Origin of the sequence: Actinomadura sp. NPDC048955 (assembly GCF_040649435.1) — a bacterium.
Lineage (GTDB): Bacteria > Actinomycetota > Actinomycetes > Streptosporangiales > Streptosporangiaceae > Spirillospora > Spirillospora luteofluorescens.
This window is the reverse complement of the sequence record NZ_JBEZJI010000003.1, coordinates 278,337-295,811: the sequence shown is the minus strand read 5'-3', so window position 1 is coordinate 295,811 and position 17,475 is coordinate 278,337. Positions and strand designations below refer to the sequence as shown.

The following is a 17,475-nucleotide window of genomic DNA, read 5'->3' as shown; positions in this document are numbered from 1 at the left end:
GAAATAGGTCCCGATCCGGTCGGGTTGCCCAGGACATGGGCACATCGCGGAAGACCGGCCTCCGGATCGAGGAGAGCGGCAAGCGCGTCAGGGCATACCTCGGCGGCCATCTGGTGGCCGACTCGACACGACCGTCCCTGGTCTGGGAGATCCCCTACTACCCGACCTACTACTTCCCCGAGGGGGACGTGCGGGCCGAACTCGTCGAGGACGGTCCGGGCACGCGTTCGCCGAGCAGGGGCGAAGCGACCGCCTACACGGTGAAGGTCGACGGCGCGCAGGCTCCGGGCGCCGCGCTCCGCTACAGCGAACTGCCCGGCTTCGTCCGGCTCGACTGGGGTGCGATGGACGCCTGGTTCGAGGAGGACGAGGAGGTCTTCGTCCACCCCCGCGACCCGTACACGCGCGTGGACGTTCTGGCGTCGTCGCGGCACGTCCGGGTCGAGGTGGACGGGGTCACGGTCGCGGAGTCGTCCAGCCCGCGGCTGCTGTTCGAGACGGGCCTGCCGGTGCGGTACTACCTGCCGAAGCCGCATGTCCGCATGGACCTGCTCGAACCCACCGACACCGTCTCGCACTGCCCGTACAAGGGCACCGCGGAGTACTGGTCGGTGCGGGCGAACGGCGTTTCGCACCAGGATCTGGCCTGGTCGTACCGGACGCCGCTGGAAGAGAGCCGCAAGGTCGCCGGACTGGTCTGCTTCTACAACGAGAAGGTCGACATCTTCGTCGACGGGGTTCTGCAGGAGCGGCCGAAGACCAAGTTCTGAGGACGGGCCGCTCGTTCGACCGGGACGGCTCCTCATCGGCCGGGCGCGAAACACTCGTGCCCGGCCGATAGTTTTCCCACCTTCTTTTATCAGCGAGCATCACATCAACCAATGGAACATCCTGTAATGGTGTGATGCCTATCGCTTTGGCGTCCGAGGCCTTGAATCCTCCGCGATTCCTACGCGACCGTAGGTTACGCGAGCGTAAGTTAGCGCGCCCTCGGGGAGGAAACCTTGACCATCGCACCGAGCCGCTCAGGCCGCTCAGGCCGCTCCGCCGCGGGACGGCGGATCGCGGCGGCAGCCCGGCTCCTCACGACGCCGCTCCTGCCGGAGGACTACCTCGGCCTGGTCAACCCGCTGTGGTCCACGGCCGAGCCGCGCGGACGGGTCGAGGCCGTCCGGCACGAGGCCCCGTCCGCCGCGACCCTGGTGATCAGGCCGGGGCAGGCGTGGAACGGCCACCGTCCGGGCCAGTGGGTCAGGGTCGGGGTGGATGTCGGCGGCGTCCTGCACTGGCGGACGTTCTCGCTGTCGTCGCCGCCGCGCCGGGACGGCCGCATCACGATCACCGTGAAGGCGGCGCGCGACGGGTTCGTCTCGGCGCACCTGGTCAACGAGATCCGTCCCGGAACGGTCGTCCGCCTGTCGCCGCCCGAGGGCGGGTTCACGCTGCCCTCGCCCGTCCCCCGCAAGCTGCTGTTCGTGACGGCCGGGAGCGGGATCACGCCGGTCATGGCGATGCTGCGGCATCTCGACGGAGCGTCCGACGCCGTGCTCGTCCACTCGGACCGGACGGCCGGGGACGTCATCTTCGGCGAGGAACTCCGCCGGATGCCGGGGGTACGGCTGCACGAACGGCACACGACCCCCGACGGCCGCCTGAAGCCGTCCGACATAGCCGATATCTGCCCCGACTGGGCGGAGCGCGAGGCGTGGGCGTGCGGGCCGGGCGGCCTGCTCGACGACCTCGCCGCGCACTGGCGGGCCGCCGGCGTCGGGGAGAGGCTGCGCGTCGAGCGCTTCCGCACCGCCCTTGCCGGCGGCGGAGGCGAGGGCGGGCGCGTCACGTTCACCAGGAGCGGCGTCACGGCCGACGCGGACGGGGGTACGCCCCTCCTGGTGGCGGGCGAGGACGCCGGCGCGCTGCTGCCGAGCGGGTGCCGGATGGGCATCTGCCGCGGCTGCGTCGGGCGGCTGGCGTCCGGCAGGGTCCGCGACCTGCGCACCGGCGAGGTGCACGGGGACGAGGGCGAGATCGTCCAGACCTGCGTCTCGGCGGCCGCCGGGCCCGTGGAGATCGAACTGTGAGGGGAGCGGCATGACCGACCATCTGACGGCCGAGGACTACGAGACCATCGCCGCCGAGCTGGACGCGCTGCGCGAGGAGATCATGTCCGGTCTCGGCGAGCGCGACGCGTCCTACATCCGGCGGGTGATCCGCTGGCAGCGCGGGCTGGAGATCGGCGGCCGGGCGATGCTGCTCGCCTCCGCGCTGCCGCCCGCCTGGATCGCCGGGACCGCGACGCTGGCCGTCGCGAAGATCCTGGAGAACATGGAGATCGGGCACAACGTCATGCACGGCCAGTGGGACTGGATGCGCGACCCGAAGATCCATTCCACGACCTGGGAGTGGGACAACGTCTCGCCGGCCGAGCAGTGGAAGCACTCGCACAACTTCGTCCACCACACGTTCACGAACGTGCTCGGCAGGGACAACGACGTCGGCTACGGCATCCTGCGCGTCGCCCCCGAGCAGGAGTGGTCGCCGGCGCACCTCGCGCAGCCGCTCTACAACCTGCTGCTGGCGCTCTTCTTCGAATACGGGGTGGCCCTGCACGACCTGGAGATCGAAAAGATCCGGGACGGGACGGCCGACGAGGCGGTGACGAGGGAGAAGCTGCGCGCGATCGGCCGCAAGATCCGGCGCCAGTGGGGCAAGGACTACCTGGCGTTCCCGCTGCTCAGCGGCCCGCAGTTCCTGTCCACGCTGGCCGCGAACGCCACCGCGAACGCGGTCCGCAACGTCTGGGCGCACATGATCATCTTCTGCGGGCACTTCCCCGGCGACGTGGAGGTGTTCGAGGAGGAGCGGCTGGACGGCGAGACGAGGGGCGAGTGGTACGTGCGGCAGCTGTGCGGCTCGGCGAACATCACCGGCGGTGAGCTGTTCCACCTGATGACCGGCAACCTCAGCCACCAGATCGAGCACCATCTGTTTCCGGACATGCCGAGCAACCGGTACGGCGAGATCGCCCCGCGCGTCCGCGCACTGTGCGACAAGTACGACATCCCGTATCACACGGGCACGCTGTCGAAGCAGGTCACCGGCACCTGGAAGAAGATCGTCCGTTATGCGCTGCCCGGCGGGAGGCCGTCCGCGGCGGGGCCGGAGGCCCGCTGAGGTCAGCCGAGGGCCTGCGCCACGGGAAGGTGGAGGCGGGACGGGTCGTTCGCGACGGGCGCGCCGTACTCCATGACCGTGGTGGTGAACGCGGGCGCCAGGCCGTGCCGCCGCGCCCAGTCGACCAGTTCCGGATGCCGGTGGTCGATGTCCAGGCGGATCGGCCCCGCAGGAACGATCTCTTCGACGAGCGCGAGCGCCGTCTCGCCGTCCTGAGCGGTGACCGGGCCGACGACGGCCCGGTCATCGTTCCACCACACGCCCCCGAAACCCCTGAGGCCGGACTCGTCCCGGACGACATGGAACGTCTCGCAGAACGACGGCAGTCCGTCGACCAGCCGTGAACGGTCGGCCCCGAAGACCTCGGTGTCGAGTGCATGGACGGCGGGCATGTCGTCCGCCTCAGCAGGCACGGATACGCCCCGCCCCGAAGGCCCCTCGCCCGTGCCCGTATACGTCGTGCAGAACCCGACGGAGCGATACCCCAGACGCTCATACAGCGGACGCCCGTATTCGGTAGCCGTCAGGCAGAAGCTCTTCGTTTCGGTGTTGTCCATCGCGTGCCGCATGATGCGGCCGCCCAGACCACGCCGTTCGTAGCGTTTCGCCACCAGCACCATGCTGATGGCGGCGACGTCCCTGCCGTATGGGGTCGACACCGTCACCGCGGCGAGTTCGCCCTCACCATCGTCGATGCCGTAGACGTCGCCGACCGAGAACAGGAACCGCCACTTGCGGTCTTCGCGCCCCCAGTCGCGGTCTTCAGCGAGCCGCTGGCAGGCGGCCAGATCGTCGATCCCGAGCCGCCGTGCGGGCCTGTCCCAATCCATGGGACGGGACGCTAGATCGCGCGCCGCCGGCAGCACAACCGAATTACGCCTCATTACCCCACAGGTCATCGCCTTCACGACCTCCCCAGCGAGATCGTCTAGGCGCGGATAACGACGACCTGAGGAGAACCATGTCGCACACGGCGACTCCAGTGGCGGGACGGCACCCGCGCGAGGCCGCGCCCTCGCCCACCGCGTCCATCGGCGCCCTGCTCGTCCTGCTCACCGGCGTCTTCATCACCACGCTCGACTTCTTCATCGTGAACGTGGCGATCCCCGACATCCAGACCGGCCTGGGCGCGGGCGCGACGGCGATCCAGTGGGTCGTCGCCGGGTTCGGGCTCGCGCTCGGCAGCGGGCTGATCACCGGTGGCCGCCTCGGCGACCTGGCCGGACGCCGCCGGATGTACGCGCTCGGTCTCGCGGTGTTCACGGCCGCCTCGCTCGCGTGCGGGCTCGCCCCGTCCCCCGCCACGCTGATCGGCGCCAGGGTGGTGCAGGGGATCGCGGCGGCGCTCCTGATGCCGCAGGTCCTCGGGATCATCAACGGCGTGTTCACCGGGGAGGCGCGCGCCAAGGCGTTCACCGCCTACGGCCTGGCGATGGGCTTGGGCGGCGTGTTCGGGCAGCTCATCGGGGGCGCGCTGATCCAGGCGAACCTGTTCGGCACCGGATGGCGCAGCATCTTCCTGATCAATGTCCCGGTCGGGGTCGTCACGCTGGCGCTGGTCCGCCGGACCGTCCCGTCCCAGCCGCGCACCACCGGAACCCGCCTGGACGTCACGGGGACCGTCCTGGTCACCCTCGGCCTCATCGCGCTCGTCCTGCCCCTGATCGAGGGGCGCCGCCTCGGCTGGCCCGCCTGGACGTGGGCGTCGCTCGCCGCGTCGGCCGTCCTGCTCGCCGCGTTCGCCCTCTCCCAGCACCGCGGCAGCGCACCGCTCGTCGCACCCGCTCTCTTCCGTCAGCCCGCGTTCCGCGTCGGCAGCGGCCTGGCGCTCGTCTACACCCTGGCGATGGCGTCCTTCTTCCTCTACCTCGCCCTGTACCTCCAGCAGGGACGCGGCCTCAGCGCCCTGGAGTCGGGCCTGCTCTTCGTCGCCCTGGGCGCGGGCTACTTCGCCGCGTCCACCCGCGCCACGGCCATCGCCGCCCGCCTGGGACGGCAGGTCCTCGCCCTGGGGGCCGCGGTGCAGGCGGCCGGCTGCGTCCTCCTGCTCGCCGCGATCGGGCACGCCATCGGCTGGCTCATCCCGGGCCTGGCCCTCGTGGGAGCCGGCATGGGATTCGTCCTGGCACCGCTGTCGGCGCTCGTCCTGTCCGGCGTGACGGACCGGCACGCCGCCTCGGCCGCCGGCGTCCTGTCCACCGCCCAGCAGGTCGGCAACGCCCTCGGCGTCGCGCTCGTCGGGATCGTCTTCTACGGCGCGCTGGGCGAGGTCGCCGACGCCTTCCGGGCGTCGCTCCTCCCGGTCATGGCCTTCTGCGGCGTCACCGCGGCGCTCGCCCAGCTCCTCCCCAAGCGCTAGTACACGCTGACGCCGAAGGCACTGAGCACCGGAGAGATCGGCTGGAAGTAGGACGATCCGCCGCTGGCGCAGTCCCCCACTCCGCCGATCCCCAGCCCGACCGCGGTGGTGCCCGAGAAGTACGGAGCCCCGGGACTGTCCCCGGGCTCCGTGCACACGGTCGTCCTCGCGAGCCCGGTGATCGTCCCCTCGGGGAAGTTCACGGTCACGTTGATGGCCGTCACGCTGCCGCAGCGCACGCCCGTGGTGGGCCCGCTGCGGCAGACGCGTTGGCCGACGACCGGCCGGCCCGCCGTCGTGATGTCCTGCGACCCCGGGTAGAGGTGGACGCTGCCGGGCCGCTCCACGGAAGGCTCCACGTACCGGACGAGCGCGACGGCGAGGTTCGTCACCGAGACGACCGTCCCGAGCTGGACGGTCAGCCCCGGATCGGCGTACAGGACCATGCCGACCTGAGCGCAACCGCCCGCGGTGAGGAAGTAGTACGTGCCGTTCTGCCGCACGTTGAACCCCAGGGTGCAGCGCACACCGGGCCCATAGATCGCCTGTCCCCCTTCCGCGCCCGGCGCCGCAGCGGGACGGACGTCCCTCGGCGCCGCGGACGCGCCGGGGCTGACGGCGGCCAGGACGGCGACGATGCTCGCGAGCAAGGTCGCGACGCGCAGTTTCACGGAATGCCTCCTGCGGGGGGAATGGCGGCTTTCCGGAATGGTGCGAAAACCCGGGGCCTCCGGCAAGGGGAGGAAGGTGCCAAGGTTGCCCGCGACCGTATATCAACATCACGACGAACCCCCACGAAGACCCAGGTCGGCGGTGAGTACGGCAGGCCGCGCCATCTAGGTACGGGAGCTCATCCGCCGCGATTCCCGGCGGCGCAGGATGAGTCGACCGTTTCAGGATGGAGGGCGTATGAGAATTCGTTTGCCGAAAACCGGCGCCGCCGCGGCGCTGCTCGCCCTCGCGGGGTGCGGGACGCCGGCCGTCGAGTCGGCGCCGTGGAGGACGGGGACCGGCGTCGCCCGGTGGCGGGTGGAGGTCGCGGACGCGTCGCTGCGCGTCGATCCCCAGATCGTCCCGCTGGGGCCGAAGGACGTGTGGGCGTTCGGCGGGCGCGGCCCGGACGACAAGGTGTGGCGGCCGACGGCCATGCACTGGAACGGCCACGACTGGACCAAGGTCGCCCTTCCGGGCGGACGGATCGGCGCGGTCAAGGCGGCGGGGGCGTCCGCGGCGTCCGACGTCTGGGCGGTCGCCCTCGGCGGGTCGGACTCGACCGTCCTCCACTGGAACGGCGAACGCTGGACGATCGACCGCCGGCTCCCGGGGTTCACCGTCACGGCGATGGACGTGTTCTCCCCGCAGGACGTCCGGGTCTACGGAACGGGGTCGCGCGCCACAGGAGCGGCCTGGACCCGTTCGGCGGACGGATGGTCCGAGACCGGCCTGCCGTTCCGGATCGCCCGCACCAGCGCCCGTTCCGCCCGGGACATCTGGGCGCTCACCTTCGAGAACAGGCTGTACCACCAGGACGGCGCCGGCTGGAGGCCCGTCCCGCTGGACGACGTCCTGCCATCTGAGAAGAGAGCCGGCCACCAGGACACGAGGTACCGGCTCGGCACGATCACCGCCACGGCCGCCGGCGTCTGGATCACGGCCGAGGGCGCCGGAGGCGTCCCGGCCGGTGAGACGGACGGGACCCGCACCGAGCCGATGGGCCCGGACGATCTCCGCCTGTCGTCCCTTCTCCTGCACGGCGACGCCGACGGACGCCGCTGGACTTCCGAAAGCCTCATGGAGAAGACGGGAAGGCTCAGCCCGTTCGGCGCCCCGATCATCGACGCGGACGGCGGTATCTGGCTCATCGGCTCGACCGACGTCAACGCCTACGAATCGGCCCTCGCCCACCGGACCGCCAAGGGCACCTGGACCAGCGCCAAAATCCGGGCGTCCGGCTTCAGCTACTTCGAGGCCCGCACCATAGCCCGTATCCCGGGCACCCCCCGATTCCTCGCAGCAGGCATGACCGACGAGAAAGGCGCACTCCTCTCCACCCCGTAAACCGCACCGGAACGCCGGCTCAGGTCGGTAGCGCTGGGGTGTAGTGGCCGAGGGGTGCAGGTCAGCCCAGGATGCGAGCTGGGTCGCTTCCAGGGGCGAAGCCGGCCAAAGCGCTCGGGTCCCGCTCGCTTCCCATGTCCTCCACCCAGCCGAAGGCATGCGCCACGACGTAGTCGCGGTCGTTCCCCGTCTCCAGAATCAGGCAGTGGACTCCGGCGCCCGGCTCGACATTGCTGCTCTCCGCGTGGATCCGCGCGGCTTCCTCTTGATCCGCGCATCGGATGACGAGGCCGTCCCCGTACTCGGTCCTGACCTTCATGGCCAGGACCGGCTTGAAGACCACATCTATCCGAGTCGGCCTGACCCCGTCCCGCGACGTCGTCCGCGTGCGCAGAAGCAACTGACTGTGGCTGATGGTGTACGCCCACACCGTGAACGACCTGTCCGAGCGGAACAACTCGGCGCCGGGGACGAACTGGTCGCTCTCATTCAGCCAAACCCGCGTGCTCATGCCGTGGATCCTGCCACCCACACCGCTTGCCCAGCGTTGTCGACGTCGTCGAAACCTCTGCCGGGAGGTCGCGAACGAGAGCCGGCCTCCGTCCAGGGACGGAGGCCGGCGGCTGTCGATATGGGTGGAGGACGTGCCCGCGTGCGCGGCCGGATCACGTCCTCGTGTGATCAGCGGCCCGTGAGCGCCCTCAGGTGGCCGTACAGTTCGAGCCCGCGAAGTCCCCGCCGATGAGCGTCGAGCACCTCGTCGGGGTTCACCTGGTTCTCCTGCGCCTCCACGTAGCAGAGCAGGTCGGCTCCGCGGAGACCCTGGTCGTACGCCTCCAGCAGCTTGGCGATGCCGAGGCGGCTTTCGAGCGCCCGCTGAGTGATCTGCGGGTGGACGTCCTTGTCGTGCAGGTCGATGAGTTCGTCGTGCGTCCCGCCCATGTTCAGCAGGTCGGTGTAGCCGGATCCGCCGATGCCCCAGGCGTAGCCCGGATCCGCGGCGACCTGCTTGCGGTGCGCCTCCATGATCTGAGCGGGGGTGGCGTCCGCCTCCAGCGCCCTGACGAACAGCCAGGGCAGGATGCCGGCGGCCACGGCGGCGAGGATGTCCTCGTGGGAAGCGCCCGCCTCCAGCGCGGCGACGTAGTGGCCCAGATCGATGCCCCTGGCCTCGGCGGCACGAAGGTCATCGCGGGTGGCGCCCTTCTGCTGCGCTCGTGCGAGGAGATCGTCGCGACGTTCCCAGCCCCCTGAAAAACGCTTGTAGACGTCTTCCATTGGAAGCTCCTTTCTGAGGATCTGGTTTGTAGGTACGCCTCCGACCGTCCGCCGCTTCCGAGGGTCGGCACATTCGACGTTCCGGTCCTCGGCCGAACGCGTTCCGAGTCCGAGCCCGCCCCGTGCGCTTCTCAGCCGGGGTCGCTGTCGTCCGAGGGGGCGTAGTGGGCGTCGTGCTGCTTGCGGGGGGAGCAGACGGAGGCCGAGGGGCAGGAGCAGCGGCCGCCGCTGTTGAGGCGGACGGTGACCTTGTCGGAGGGGACGTTGCGCCCCACGACCTGGCCCGGGCCGTTCGGCGTCTCTACGCGCGATCCCAGGGCCGGCATGCTGTCGTGCGCCTTGACGTACAGCGGGTGCTCGTACTTGAGGCAGCACATCAGGCGGCCGCAGGCGCCGGCGATGCGGAGGGGGTTGACCGGGAGGTCCTGCTCCTTCGCCATGCGGACGGAGACGGGTTCGAAGTCCTTGAGGAAGGTGGCGCAGCACAGGTCGCGGCCGCAGGGGCCGATGCCGCCCTGGAGGCGGGCCTCGTCGCGGGGGCCGACCTGGCGCAGCTCGACGCGGGCCTTGATGCCGCGGGCCAGGTCGCGGACGAGGGCCCGGAAGTCGACGCGGTGCGGGGCGGTGAAGTAGATCTTGAAGACGTTGTCGGCGTCGAGGTAGTCGACGCCGATGACCTTCATCGGGAGGTCGTGCTTGCGGATGAGGCGCTTGGCGATGAGGCGGCCCTCGGCGCGGCGGCGGCGGTTGGCCTCGTCGCGGGCGAGGTGCTCGTCGGTGGCGGGGCCGGCGCACTCGGGAAGGCCGTCGACGTCCTCGGAGACCCACTGCGGCGCCCACACGCACTCGGCGACCTCCGGGCCCGAGTCGGTGGGGACGAGGACCTTGTCGCCGACCTGGGGGCTGTGCGGGCCCGGATCCAGGTAGAACAGGCGGCCGTAACGGGTGAAGCTGACGGCCATCATCATGCCCACGTTCGCTCCGTTCGCCCGGTTTCGTGCGACCCACTCTAGGTCTCACCAGGCGGCGTCGGCGAGATCTCCTGCCGGGACGGTCGGGACGCCCTGCGCGTAGAGGTCGCCCGCGGTCGCGATGACGCTGTGACCGGTGTGGGCGATGTCGAGGCCGGTGGGGACGCCCTTCACCTTCTGGGTCCACAGGGTCTTGGTGGGGCTTCCCTGCAGCGTGAAAGTCTGGAGGGTCAGTTCGGAGTTCTTCGCTATGGCCGCGATAAGGGAGGTGCCGTCCCGGCTCATGACGGCGTTGGTGCTGCCCTTGGGCAGCGGCATGACGGCCTTGCTGGTCCTGAGGTCGCCTGCGGCGCCGTTGGTGTCGAGCGTGCGGACCTGGTGCTTGGCCGAGCCGACCGGGCTCCAGACGAAGGACAGCGTGGTGCCGGACCAGGAGAGGCTTCCGACGCGGGCCCGCAGCTTGGTCGCCCACACCTTGTGGGCGCCGGTCTCCGCCGTGACGACGTCCACGCGGGCGCTCGCACCCTTGTAGGTGACGTAGGCGAGTTGCGCGCCGTCGGGGCTCGCGGCGAGGTCCGACCATGCGGTGGAGACGCCGGGGACGACGGCCTTGGGGATGGGCTTGAGGTCCTTGGGACGTCCGTCGTCCAGGCGGAGGCGCTGGAAGGTGATGTCGCGGGCCCCGGGGGTCGCGACGATGTAGGAGCCGTCCTTGAGCGCGGCGACGCGGTGGAAGCGGCGGCCCTGCGGGGCGGCGATGGGCAGCCCGACGTTCGCCCCGGTGCGCACGTCCCGGACGAGGAGGGACGCGCCCTTCGCCGTGACGCCGACGATGTACGGCGGTTCGGTCTTCTCGGCCTTGGCGGCGGGCTTGGCCTCGTGCTCCTTGTCGGCGGCGCGCTGGTGGCGGTGGACCATGTCCACGCCCCCTCCGATGAGCAGCGCGGCGGTCGCGGCCACGCCGAGAGGAACCAGACCCTTCCAAGAGCCGAGCCGGGTACTCGGGTCCCCGCGCCTGCCGTCGTCCATGGGGTTGCCTACCTCACCTTCCTGCCGGATCGCCCGTCGTTTCTACCGCATCTGGATCGCGACAAAAACCCATGAAGGCGGAGTTACCAAGTCGTGAGACGCTCAGCCGAGGGACGCACGGGCCGCCTCGACCAGGGACGCCCGGTACGACCCGCCGAACAGTGCCACATGGACGAGCAGCGGGTGCAGCTGGTGCAGGGGGACGCGGGAGCGCCATCCGTCCGCCAGGGGCGCGACCTCATCGTAGGCGCCGAGGACGGTGTCGAGGTGCGGTGTCCCGAACAGCGCCATCATGGCGAGATCGGTCTCGCGGTGCCCGCCGTGCGCGGCCGGGTCGATGAGCAGCGCCCGCTCGCCCGTCCACAGGACGTTCCCCGACCACAGGTCGCCGTGGACGCGGGACGGCGGCTCCGGCGGTCCGGCGAGTGACTCGATGTCCGCCATGACGCGCTCCACCAGGCGGACGTCGCCGGACGAGAGATGCGTGGCCCCGAGGCGAAGGAACGGTTCGAGGCGGCGTTCCGCGTACCAGGCGGGCCAGGGGCGGTCGTCCAGCGTGTTGTCCAAGGGGAGGTCGGCGATGAAGCCGTCCCAGGGCGCACCGTAGGCGTCAGGACGGTTCCCGGTGTGCAGGGCGGCCAGTTCCCGTCCGAGACGTTCGGCGGCCTCGCGGGACGGTGGCGCCGAGTGCAGCCACGGCAGGACGAGCATGCGGTCGTCGGACGCGACGACGTCGGGGACGGGTGTCCCAGGGCCCGCCTCCCCCAGCCAGCGCAGCCCTGCCGCCTCCGCCGCGAACACGCCCGCCTGGTCCTGTGCCGCCTTCACGAACACGTCGCGGCCGTCGGTCAGGGAGGCCCTGTGCAAGGTCCACGAATGACTGGAACCGAGGTCGTTCACCTTCTCGACCCCGGTTCCGAGCAGCCTCTCCAGCCGCGGCCGCAGCCGCTCAGCCGTCATCGAGCACCGAACGGATCTCCTTCAGCAGGCCGGGCATCGCCGCCTCCACCTGCCACAGAACGAGGTCGAAGTCGTCACGGCCGCCGTAGTAGGGGTCGGGGACGTCGAGGTCGCCGCCCGCGTCCGGGTCGAACTCGCGCAGCCGCCGGATGCTCCCGCGCGCCTGCCAGCTCGGCGCCATCGAGCGCAGCGCCTTCTCGTGGCCCGCGTCCATCGCGATGATCATGTCGTACTCGTCGAACCAGGCGGCGTCGAACTGCCGCGCGATGTGCGCCGACCGGTAGCCGGCGCGCTCCAGCGCCGCGACCGTCCGCTCGTCGGCCCCGTCGCCGACGTGCCAGCCGCCGGTGCCGGAGCTGTCCACCTCGACGTCCAGGCCCTCCTGCTCGACGTGGTGACGCAGGATCCATTCGGCCATCGGGGAGCGGCAGATGTTGCCCGTGCAGACGAAGGTGACTCGGAACGGCATGCCTCCATCATGCACGAGGGGTCCGCGAGCCGACGAGGCGAAAAGAACGCGACCCCCGGCGGGTGCCGGGGGTCGCGTCCTGGGGTGGTCCAGGCGGGGTCAGCGCGAGACGGCGTTGAGCGCGTCCACGATGCCGCTGCCGAAGAACCCGTTCTGGCCCTTCGAGCCTTCACAGGTCTGGGTGGAGGTGTGCTTCACCCACTGGTCGTTCGACTTGGTGTACCAGACGTACTCGACCGTCGCCGGGCTCGGGCACGCCTTGGGGGTCGCGGTGCCGCGCAGAACCCGCTCGACGAGGCGCGGGTCCATGGTCAGGCCGCTGCGGTCCCGGTGCCCGTACTTGCTGACGATGAGCGCCGCGACGCCGACCGCGTGCGGGGACGCCATCGAGGTGCCCTGAATCGACTGGTAGTAGGCGCACTTGTCGCCCTTGCAGCTGCGGATGATGTACGACACGTTCGGCGTGCCGTCGGCGTTCAGCTCGCCGCGCTCCTTGGCGAGCCGCTCCGGGTAGGCGGCCCAGATGCCGCCCTTGTCGTCCGGACGCTGGTCGGCGTTGTCGACCTTGTCGCCGCCGGGCGCCGCCACCGCGACGTAGCCGTTGCCGAAGCTGCTGTAGTACGACTTGCGGCCGCTCGGGCCGGTGGCCGAGATCGGGATGACGTTCTCGCCCTCGGACGGCATCGACACGCAGCTCGCCGGGACGGTGCGGTCGTGCGGCTCCTCGCCCGGGGTGGACGGGAAGTCGGGGCTGCTGTCGTCGGTGTTCGTCTTGGTGTAGTCGACGAGGTCGTTGCCGGCCGCGGAGATCAGCGTGACGCCGCGGTTGTGCGCGAAGTCCAGGGCGCGCTGCGCCGCCTTGATGATGGTGCGCTGCTCCAGCTGGTCCTCGGGGCTGTCGGCGGGGTTGTTGCCGCAGTTCCACAGCCACGGGTCGATGTAGTACGACATGTTGACGACGTCGATGCCGTTCTTCGCCGCGTAGGTCAGGCCGTCGACGGTCGGCTGGAGGAAGAAGTAGCCGGAGTCCTGGCCGACGCGCAGGTTCACGATCGACACGTTCGGCGCGACGCCCGCCATGCCGAGGCCGTTGCGGGGCGAGGCGATCGTGGACGCGACGTGCGTGCCGTGGTCGTTGTCGTCCCAGTCGTTGGGGTCGACGCAGGACGTGAACTCGCAGGGCCCGTCGACCTCGTTGCCGTTGGCGTCGGCCGGGATGTCGTGGGTGAAGTTGCGGCTGAGCTTGCGGTTGAAGTTCGGTGCGATGTCCGGGTGGTCGCCGTCCACGCCGGTGTCGAGGACGCCGACCAGCACGCGCCGGTCACCCGGCTCCTTCTTGTAGGAGCCGTCCGCCGTGGCGTGCATCTGCTTCATGTCCCACTGCAGGTCCGCCAAGGGCTCGGTGTCCTTGGACGGCTTGCCCGCGGGGGCGGCCTTGTTCGCGGCGCCGTGGAGGGTCCCGTTGAGCTTCTCGACCTTCGGCGCCTTCTTCTTGGCCTTGGGCGCCTCGCCGATGATCCGGTTGTGCGCGACGCCGTCGAGCGCCCGCTGGTTCATCACGGCGTGGATGAACTCCGGGTTCTGGGACGTGACGGTCGCGACGCCCACGTCGCGGTTCTCGTGCACGACCTTGCCGCCGGCCGCCGAGACGGCCCGGTGAGCCTGTCCGAGGGACGCGCCCTCCTTGTAAAGGACGACGTACTCCGACACCTCGCCCTTCGCCTGTGCCGGGCCGGGAGCTGCGGATGCTGGGAACGCGAGGGCCGTCACGGTGGTGACGGCGCACGCGGCGGAAATCAAGGCTCGCCGCAAGGCAGACCTCCTGGCTGTGGGGGTTAACCAACCGGATTTCGGTCGATCAGCCAGCGAACGTTACGGGGGCGCTCATTGAGAGTCGCGTACGGAAATGTAACGAATGGGGACAAGTTGTGTAAGCCCCACCCGTATCACCCGTGCCGCAACGCCAAGGTCAGCGCCTCGAAGGCCAGCTGCGGATTGACGTTCGCCGCCAACCGCTCCCTGCAGTCCATGATCGCATCGAGGCGCCGGAGGGTGTCCTCCGGGCGCCCGTCCCCCGCGGCCGACCGCAGCTCGGGACCGAGCTCGATGTTGACCAGCTCGCTGCCCGCCCCCAGTTGCAGCGTCAGCACGTCCCGGTAGTAGGACGCGAGGTCGAGCAGCGTCCGGTCCAGGGCGTCGCGCAGGATCCGCGTCGCCCGCGACTTCTGCCGGTCCTCCAGCTCCTTGAGGGCGCCCGCCGTCCCGCGCGGCATCCGCCCCTTCTCGCTCTCGCCGAGCGCCTTGCGCAGGGCGGAGGTCTCCACGTCGTTCAGCTCGGCGGTCTGCGCGTCCCGCTCCGCCTTCGCCGCGCTCACGAGCGTCTCCGCCGCGGCGACCGCAGCGCTCACCCCCGTCAGCCGGCGCGGCACCGCCACCACCTGCTCGCGCACCCGCCGCATCCGCGGATCCGAGGCGAGCCGGCGCGCCCGGCTGATGTGCCCCTGCGCCGCCCGCGCCACCACCTCGGCGGTCTCGCGCTCGACGCCGTCGCGCTGGACGAGGAAGTCGGCGATCGCCGCGATCGGAGGCGTCTGCAGGGTCACCAGCCGGCAGCGCGACCTGATCGTGACGAGCAGGTCCTCCGGCGACGGCGTGCACAGCAGCCACACCGTCCGCGGCGGCGGCTCCTCGATCGCCTTCAGCAACGCGTTCGCGGCGCCCTCGGTGGCCCGGTCGGCGTCCTCGAACAGCACGATCTGCCGGCCGCCCCCGCTCGGCGAGGACGAGGCCCGCAGCACCAGCGCACGGGCGTCCCTGATGCCGAACGACAGCCCCTGCGGGCGGACGACCTCGACATCGGCGTGCGTCCCCTGGAGCACCTGGTGGCAGGACGCGCAGTGCCCGCACCCGCGCGGCGTCTCCGTGCACTGCAGCGCCGCGGCGAACGCCCGCGCGGCGGTCACGCGCCCGGACCCGGGCGGCCCGGTGAACAGCCACGCGTGCGCGAGCCCGCTCGTCCCGCCGGCCGCCGAAGACAGCTGCGCGATGACGGGCTCCTGCCCCACCAGGTCGTCCCACACGCTCATGGAACAGAGGCTAGCGGGCTCAGTAGTCGGTGATGACCGGGAACGTGCTCGTGGCGTCCTCGGTGCCGAGCGGGACGGGGTCGGGCAGGATCTCCCGGATGCGGTACTGGATCTCCCGGCTCAGCTCGCCCTGCGGGCGGCTCGCGTCCAGGATCAGGTAGCGGTCCGGGTCGGCCTCGGCGAGGGCGTGGAAGCCCTCGCGGACCCGCTCGTGGAACTCCTGCGACTCCGACTCCATGCGGTCGGCGGGGGCCGACAGCCGCCGCAGGCCCGCCTGCGGCGGGATCTCCAGCAGGACGGTCAGGTCAGGGACGAGGCCGCCGGTCGCCCAGGCGTTGACGCGGGCGATGTCCTCCACCGGCAGCCCACGGCCGAAGCCCTGGTAGGCCAGGGACGAGTCGACGTAGCGGTCGCTGACCACGATCACGCCGCGGTCCACCGCCGGCTTGATCACGTTGGCGACGTGGTCGGCGCGGTCGGCGGCGTACAGCAGGGTCTCGGCGCGGTCGGACAGGCCGGTGGTGTCGCGGTCCAGCAGCATCGCGCGCAGCCGCATCCCGATCTTTGTGGCGCCCGGCTCGTGCGTGGTCACCACGTCGTAGCCGTGGTCGCGGAGCCAGATCGCGGCGAGCCGCGCCTGCGTCGTCTTGCCCGCGCCCTCGCCGCCCTCGAACGCGATGAACACGCCGCGGTTGCGGTGCACGGGCTGCGGCGCCGCGGGCGCCTGCTCCGGCGGCGTGTAGATCTCGCCGTGCAGCGCGGCGCGCAGGTCGGGGACGAGCGGGATGCCGCGCCGGTCGTCCAGCCGCCGGTACGCCAGCAGCCCGGCCGGCAGGGCGAGGACGGCCGCGACCAGCAGGGCGATGCCGGTTCCGTAGGCGTCGTAGACGCCACCGCCGAGGTCGAGGCGGTGGGACCCGGCCGCCGCCGCGATCAGCGGGACGGCGGCGAACGCGATCAGCACGGTGACGAGCGCGACCGACCGCAGGTACGCCGCCGGGCGGGCGTCCTCCGGGGCCTCGGGGTCGTGCACCGCCACCTTCGCGGTCGACCACGCGGCCCCGGCGAAGACGCCGAGGAACGCGGTCGCGAACACCACGACGACGAGGTTCTGGACGAGGGCGAGCACGACCAGCGCGAGCGCGGCGGCGATCACCGCGAGGCCGAGGAGACGGCGGCGGCTGAACGGGACGAGCACGCGCGGCCCGAGGAACAGCCCGAAACCGAGTCCCACCGTGAGCGCGGTCAGGACGGAGCCGTACCCGGCGTCCCCGCCGCCCAGCTCGCCGGCGTGGACGCGGGCCACCGCCACGACCGCGCCCGCCGTGGCCGACGCCGCCGCGATCGCGAGCCCGACGCCGCGCGCGGCGGCCGACCCCGGGCCCTGGAAGATCAGTTTCAGCGGCGACACGGTCGCGACCGGCTCGGTCGCCGGGATCTCGCCGGCCATCGCCACGACGGCGGCCGAGACGAGGAACAGGCCCGCCGTCACGTACAGGGCGAGGTCGGCGCGGGAACCGGCGCCGAGCGTCCCGTTCGCGACCAGCGCGAGGACGGCGAACAGCAGCGCGGCGGCGGGCGCCGGGCCGTAGAGCACGCGGGTCGCGCCCCGGCGGGCGGCGGGCCGCAGCTCCTCGTCCGGGACCAGCGCAGGCAGGGACGCGCGCGCCGCCGGAACCCACAGCAGGCTCAGGCACGAGACGAGGAACGCGGCGGCCAGCGTCCACGGCAGCGCGTGCACCAGCGGCACCGTCACCACGACCACCAGCCGCAGCACGTCCGCGATGATCAGCATCAGCCGGCGGTCGACACGGGCGGCGAGCAGCCCGGCGACCGGCGGGAGCACCACCGCCGGAAGCAGCATCAGCGCCAGCGTGCCGCCGATGGCCTGCGCCTGCGCCGCGGCGCCGTCGCCGCGCGCCAGCATCGCGGCCATGGCGGTCAGCGCGGGCACGCCGATCCACTGGGCGGCACTGGACAGCGACAGCGCGATCCGGAGCCGCCGGAACGGCCCGATCGACGAAAGCGACGAAACACCCGGCGGCGGTGGCGCTGCGGGGTGCGGCCGGGGTGCGCCCGTTCTGGTCATGT

General features: G+C 71.4%; 16 protein-coding genes. 5 read left to right on the top strand and 11 right to left on the bottom strand.

The window, feature by feature from the left end:
- Window positions 1-35 precede the first annotated feature (35 nt).
- The 3 genes from AB0C84_RS05155 to AB0C84_RS05145 all read left to right on the top strand — a co-directional run bounded on the left by AB0C84_RS05155 (window position 36) and on the right by AB0C84_RS05145 (window position 3,174).
- Entirely contained in the window at window positions 36-770 is a 735-nt protein-coding gene (locus AB0C84_RS05155; protein WP_361061275.1) for a DUF427 domain-containing protein, read from the top strand.
- A 234-nt stretch (window positions 771-1,004) separates the two neighbouring features.
- Window positions 1,005-2,081 (top strand): ferredoxin reductase, encoded by a 1,077-nt coding sequence (locus AB0C84_RS05150; protein WP_361061273.1) that lies wholly within the window; start codon window positions 1,005-1,007, stop codon window positions 2,079-2,081.
- A gap of 10 nt (window positions 2,082-2,091) precedes the next feature.
- Complete coding sequence (locus tag AB0C84_RS05145) at window positions 2,092-3,174, top strand: acyl-CoA desaturase (protein ID WP_361061271.1); 1,083 nt, start codon at window positions 2,092-2,094, stop codon at window positions 3,172-3,174.
- 2 nt (window positions 3,175-3,176) lie between these two features.
- On the opposite strand, the gene AB0C84_RS05140 is transcribed toward AB0C84_RS05145, so the two are convergent.
- Window positions 3,177-4,004 (bottom strand): GNAT family N-acetyltransferase, encoded by an 828-nt coding sequence (locus AB0C84_RS05140; protein WP_361061269.1) that lies wholly within the window; start codon window positions 4,002-4,004, stop codon window positions 3,177-3,179.
- 131 nt (window positions 4,005-4,135) lie between these two features.
- Between AB0C84_RS05140 and AB0C84_RS05135 the strand changes: the two genes are divergently transcribed.
- On the top strand, window positions 4,136-5,533 hold the full coding sequence (locus AB0C84_RS05135; RefSeq protein ID WP_361061267.1) for an MFS transporter: 1,398 nt from the start codon (window positions 4,136-4,138) through the stop codon (window positions 5,531-5,533).
- Here the strand turns inward: AB0C84_RS05135 and AB0C84_RS05130 are convergent.
- Complete coding sequence (locus tag AB0C84_RS05130) at window positions 5,530-6,204, bottom strand: S1 family peptidase (protein ID WP_258945093.1); 675 nt, start codon at window positions 6,202-6,204, stop codon at window positions 5,530-5,532. The genes AB0C84_RS05135 and AB0C84_RS05130 overlap by 4 nt on opposite strands.
- Before the next feature lie 238 nt (window positions 6,205-6,442).
- On the opposite strand from AB0C84_RS05130, the gene AB0C84_RS05125 reads away from it, so the two are divergent.
- A complete protein-coding gene (locus AB0C84_RS05125; protein WP_361061265.1) occupies window positions 6,443-7,591 on the top strand; it encodes a hypothetical protein in 1,149 nt (382 codons plus the stop codon).
- 61 nt (window positions 7,592-7,652) lie between these two features.
- Here the strand turns inward: AB0C84_RS05125 and AB0C84_RS05120 are convergent, their stop codons facing one another.
- The 9 genes from AB0C84_RS05120 to tmk form a co-directional block, all read right to left on the bottom strand.
- Window positions 7,653-8,102 carry a hypothetical protein gene (locus AB0C84_RS05120; protein ID WP_361061263.1) on the bottom strand — a complete coding sequence of 150 codons (450 nt, stop codon included), beginning with the start codon at window positions 8,100-8,102 and terminating at the stop codon, window positions 7,653-7,655.
- 170 nt (window positions 8,103-8,272) lie between these two features.
- Window positions 8,273-8,869, bottom strand: coding sequence for a hypothetical protein (locus AB0C84_RS05115; protein ID WP_361061261.1), 597 nt, complete (start codon window positions 8,867-8,869; stop codon window positions 8,273-8,275).
- 131 nt (window positions 8,870-9,000) lie between these two features.
- The gene (gene ricT / locus AB0C84_RS05110; RefSeq protein WP_361061370.1) at window positions 9,001-9,837 is read right to left on the bottom strand and encodes a regulatory iron-sulfur-containing complex subunit RicT; all 837 of its coding nucleotides are present in this window, start codon (window positions 9,835-9,837) and stop codon (window positions 9,001-9,003) included.
- A gap of 48 nt (window positions 9,838-9,885) precedes the next feature.
- A complete protein-coding gene (locus tag AB0C84_RS05105; RefSeq protein ID WP_361061259.1) occupies window positions 9,886-10,800 on the bottom strand; it encodes a hypothetical protein in 915 nt (304 codons plus the stop codon).
- Between the two features lie 171 nt (window positions 10,801-10,971).
- Window positions 10,972-11,829, bottom strand: a complete 858-nt coding sequence (locus AB0C84_RS05100) for a fructosamine kinase family protein (RefSeq protein WP_361061257.1) — start codon at window positions 11,827-11,829, stop codon at window positions 10,972-10,974.
- Window positions 11,819-12,298 carry a low molecular weight protein-tyrosine-phosphatase gene (locus AB0C84_RS05095; RefSeq protein ID WP_361061255.1) on the bottom strand — a complete coding sequence of 160 codons (480 nt, stop codon included), beginning with the start codon at window positions 12,296-12,298 and terminating at the stop codon, window positions 11,819-11,821. Before AB0C84_RS05095 ends, AB0C84_RS05100 begins: the two co-directional genes overlap by 11 nt.
- A gap of 99 nt (window positions 12,299-12,397) precedes the next feature.
- Complete coding sequence (locus AB0C84_RS05090) at window positions 12,398-14,110, bottom strand: S8 family serine peptidase (protein WP_361061253.1); 1,713 nt, start codon at window positions 14,108-14,110, stop codon at window positions 12,398-12,400.
- A 134-nt stretch (window positions 14,111-14,244) separates the two neighbouring features.
- The gene (locus AB0C84_RS05085; protein ID WP_339155609.1) at window positions 14,245-15,384 is read right to left on the bottom strand and encodes a DNA polymerase III subunit delta'; all 1,140 of its coding nucleotides are present in this window, start codon (window positions 15,382-15,384) and stop codon (window positions 14,245-14,247) included.
- Between the two features lie 19 nt (window positions 15,385-15,403).
- Window positions 15,404-17,473 carry a dTMP kinase gene (tmk, locus tag AB0C84_RS05080; protein ID WP_361061251.1) on the bottom strand — a complete coding sequence of 690 codons (2,070 nt, stop codon included), beginning with the start codon at window positions 17,471-17,473 and terminating at the stop codon, window positions 15,404-15,406.
- Window positions 17,474-17,475 lie beyond the last annotated feature (2 nt).

Bases quoted from the DNA above. Each gene is read 5' to 3' on its own strand.
- AB0C84_RS05155 (WP_361061275.1), top strand. From the start codon at position 36: ATGGGCACATCGCGGAAGACCGGCCTCCGGATCGAGGAGAGCGGCAAG.
- AB0C84_RS05145 (WP_361061271.1), top strand. From the start codon at position 2,092: ATGACCGACCATCTGACGGCCGAGGACTACGAGACCATCGCCGCCGAG.
- AB0C84_RS05140 (WP_361061269.1), bottom strand. From the start codon at position 4,004: ATGGATTGGGACAGGCCCGCACGGCGGCTCGGGATCGACGATCTGGCC.
- AB0C84_RS05135 (WP_361061267.1), top strand. From the start codon at position 4,136: ATGTCGCACACGGCGACTCCAGTGGCGGGACGGCACCCGCGCGAGGCC.
- AB0C84_RS05125 (WP_361061265.1), top strand. From the start codon at position 6,443: ATGAGAATTCGTTTGCCGAAAACCGGCGCCGCCGCGGCGCTGCTCGCC.
- AB0C84_RS05120 (WP_361061263.1), bottom strand. From the start codon at position 8,102: ATGAGCACGCGGGTTTGGCTGAATGAGAGCGACCAGTTCGTCCCCGGC.
- AB0C84_RS05115 (WP_361061261.1), bottom strand. From the start codon at position 8,869: ATGGAAGACGTCTACAAGCGTTTTTCAGGGGGCTGGGAACGTCGCGAC.
- ricT (WP_361061370.1), bottom strand. From the start codon at position 9,837: ATGATGATGGCCGTCAGCTTCACCCGTTACGGCCGCCTGTTCTACCTG.
- AB0C84_RS05100 (WP_361061257.1), bottom strand. From the start codon at position 11,829: ATGACGGCTGAGCGGCTGCGGCCGCGGCTGGAGAGGCTGCTCGGAACC.
- AB0C84_RS05095 (WP_361061255.1), bottom strand. From the start codon at position 12,298: ATGCCGTTCCGAGTCACCTTCGTCTGCACGGGCAACATCTGCCGCTCC.
- AB0C84_RS05085 (WP_339155609.1), bottom strand. From the start codon at position 15,384: ATGAGCGTGTGGGACGACCTGGTGGGGCAGGAGCCCGTCATCGCGCAG.
- tmk (WP_361061251.1), bottom strand. From the start codon at position 17,473: ATGACCAGAACGGGCGCACCCCGGCCGCACCCCGCAGCGCCACCGCCG.